Source organism: Bifidobacterium sp. M0353 (assembly GCF_016100645.1).
Lineage (GTDB): Bacteria > Actinomycetota > Actinomycetes > Actinomycetales > Bifidobacteriaceae > Bombiscardovia > Bombiscardovia choladohabitans.
On record NZ_JACFSB010000266.1, the window covers coordinates 1 to 254 of the forward strand.

Genomic DNA, 254 nt, shown 5'->3' on the forward strand with positions numbered 1-254 from the left:
TTATTCTTTTTTACTAACTTATTCATTTGGTCAACTATCATTTTGCGACGTTTTGTTGCATCAACAATTACAAATTGATCTTTTAAAGCGTCTTCATAGTCGCTGCTATTAGCCAAAACCACACTATCGCCCAGGAAACGATGACCTTCTGTCTTTCTTCCCGCCGTAATATCGAGGATTTTGACAGGTACTACTTCGTTACCATAAAGTGATACCAGCCAATGAATAGGACGAACAAATTCAAAATCATTAGA

At 36.6% G+C, this 254-nt stretch carries 1 protein-coding gene; it reads right to left on the reverse strand.

Annotated elements, in window-relative coordinates; translation table 11 throughout:
* On the reverse strand, positions 1-254 hold a 254-nt coding region (locus H3V04_RS09755), incomplete at both ends, for a glycine--tRNA ligase subunit beta (protein WP_198188481.1).